The 2,265-nt window shown below is 71.1% G+C and carries 3 protein-coding genes; 2 read left to right on the plus strand and 1 reads right to left on the minus strand.

All coding sequences use genetic code 11. From position 1 onward, the window contains the following. Nucleotides 1–55: 55 nt before the first annotated feature. The gene (locus AB0G02_RS35980) at nucleotides 56–883 is read right to left on the minus strand and encodes an NAD(P)H-binding protein (protein ID WP_360803671.1); all 828 of its coding nucleotides are present in this window, start codon (nucleotides 881–883) and stop codon (nucleotides 56–58) included. A gap of 198 nt (nucleotides 884–1,081) precedes the next feature. Here AB0G02_RS35980 and AB0G02_RS35985 point away from each other — a divergent pair, with 198 nt between their 5' ends. Beyond that, nucleotides 1,082–1,723: an HAD family phosphatase gene (locus tag AB0G02_RS35985; protein ID WP_360803673.1), complete on the plus strand. Its 642-nt coding sequence runs from the start codon at nucleotides 1,082–1,084 to the stop codon at nucleotides 1,721–1,723. After that, on the plus strand, nucleotides 1,720–2,265 hold a 546-nt coding region (locus AB0G02_RS35990; protein ID WP_360803676.1), incomplete at its 3' end, for a phosphotransferase family protein. The genes AB0G02_RS35985 and AB0G02_RS35990, both read left to right, overlap by 4 nt.

The following is a 2,265-nucleotide window of genomic DNA, read 5'->3' on the forward strand; positions in this document are numbered from 1 at the left end:
GGCGTCGGCGCAGGTTCTCGGCCCGGTTCCCACGTCAGCCGGCGGGTCAGCGGGGTCAGCGGAAGTCGGCGGCGTGGTCACGGGCCCAGCGGTCGAACGTGAGTCCCGGCCGCCCCAGGGCCTGTTCGACGTCGGGCGACACCCAGGTGTTGCCGTCGGGATACCGACCCATCTCGAGGAACCAGTCGATCACCTCGGGCGGGTAGGTGTCGCGCCACAGGTCCCGCGCCTGGTCGGGCGTCAGCTCGACGAACCCGACGTCCCGGCCGATCGCCTCTCCGATCATCCGGACCGCGTCCCGCCGACGCACCGGTGCCGGGCCGGTGGGCCGGTAGGTCCGTCCCGCGTGCCCGTCGCGCAGCAGCGCCTCCACGACGATCGCGGCGATGTCGTCCTCGTGCACCATCGTGCTGTTCCAGTCCCCGAACGGCGCGCGCACCACGCTCTCCGCCCGGATCGACGACGCCCACTCCCTGGTGTTGGCCATGAACTCGCCGGGGAACAGGTGCGTCCACTCCATCCCGGACAACTCGATCGCCCGGTGGAACGCCCGGTGCCAGGACTCCAGCGGGTCGTCGTCGGGCCGGCTCGGGTCGTGGTGCCCGAGGTGGGTCAGCCGCCGCACACCGGCCCGCACCAGCACGTCCACGATGGCGGGCCCGTCGCCCTCCATCGACACCAGGTGCACCCGCTCCACCCCTCGCACCGCCGCGTCCAACGACGACAGGTCGGTGAAGTCACCGGCGACCACCTCCACCCCGGCCGGCAGCCGTGCCGCCTCGGGATTCCGGGTCAACGCACGGACCGACCGGCCCTCGTCGAGCAGTCGGCGCACCACGCGGCGTCCGACGGTGCCGGTCGCCCCCGTGACCAGAACGGGCATGGTTCCTCCAGGTTCCACTTGTGGGCACGATTCATAAGCCCTGGTGAAGGCCATCGAACGCGGAGTTCCGTCAGCTGTCCGAACAATGCCGAAAGAAATGGCGGATTGTCAAACGCGAACACGTTGTTCACGTTTTCCGGAAATGGTCGGTGAAAGCACCGGGTTGCTCACATACCGACCGGTCGGTACCCTCGCGACGTGGACGAACGGCGCATCGACGCGGTGGTGCTGGACTGGGGTGGCGTGCTCACGGTCTCCGTGCCCGCCTTCATCGAGGACTGGCTGACTTCGGAGAACATCGACCGGGACCGCTACGGCGTGACCATGCGGACCTGGATGGGGCGCGACGCGGCCCCGGACAACCCCGTGGCCCGACTGGAGACCGGCGACCTCACCGCGGAGGAGTTCGAGGCGCTGCTCGCCGCCGAACTGGTCACCCTCGACGGGCGGGAGATCGCGTCGCGCGGCCTGCTGCGCCGCATGTTCGGCAGCGCCCACCCCGACCCGAAGATGGTCGACCTGGTCCGCGAACTGCGCGCCGACGGCCTGCGGACCGTGCTGCTGTCCAACAGCTGGGGGGAGGGCTACCCCGAGGAACTGCTGCTGGAGCTGTTCGACACGATCGTGATCAGCGGCCGGATCGGCCTGCGCAAGCCGGACCCCCGCATCTTCCACCACACCCTGGACCTGATCGAGCTGCCCGCCGAGCGGTGCGTGTTCTTCGACGACGCGCCGGTCAACGTCGAAGCGGCGCGGTCGGTCGGCCTGCACGCCCACCGGCACACCGACGCCGACACCACCCGCGCCGTGATCGCCCAGCTCAGGGGAGCCGCCGCATGACCGAACTACCCGGCCTGGACCTCGACCGGCTCGCCACCCACCTCGGCACCGGCCCGTTGACCGGCGAACTCATCCCCGGCGGCCGGTCCAACCTGACCTACCGGGTCACCGACGGCACGTCCCGCTGGGTGCTGCGCCGCCCGCCGCTGGGCCACGTGCTGGCCACCGCGCACGACATGTCCCGCGAGCACCGCGTGATCAAGGCACTGGCCGACACCGCCGTGCCGGTCCCGAAGGCGGAGCTGCTGTGCGAGGACCCCGATGTCATCGGAGCGCCGTTCTACCTGATGGAAGAGGTGCCGGGGGTGGCGCTGCGCCACCGCGACCAGTGCCCCTGGCTCACCCCCGACTCCGCCCGAGCACTGTCCGAACGGCTCGTCGACGTGCTCGCGGACCTGCACGCGGTCGACCCGAAGGAGGTCGGCCTGGCCGACTTCGGCCGACCGGACGGCTTCCTCACCCGCCAGGTCGCACGCTGGGGCAAGCAGCTCGACGCGTCGCGCAGCCGTGAGCTGCCCGGCATCGACGACCTGCGCGACCGG

The organism is Actinosynnema sp. NPDC023658, from assembly GCF_040639995.1.
Taxonomy (GTDB): domain Bacteria; phylum Actinomycetota; class Actinomycetes; order Mycobacteriales; family Pseudonocardiaceae; genus Actinosynnema.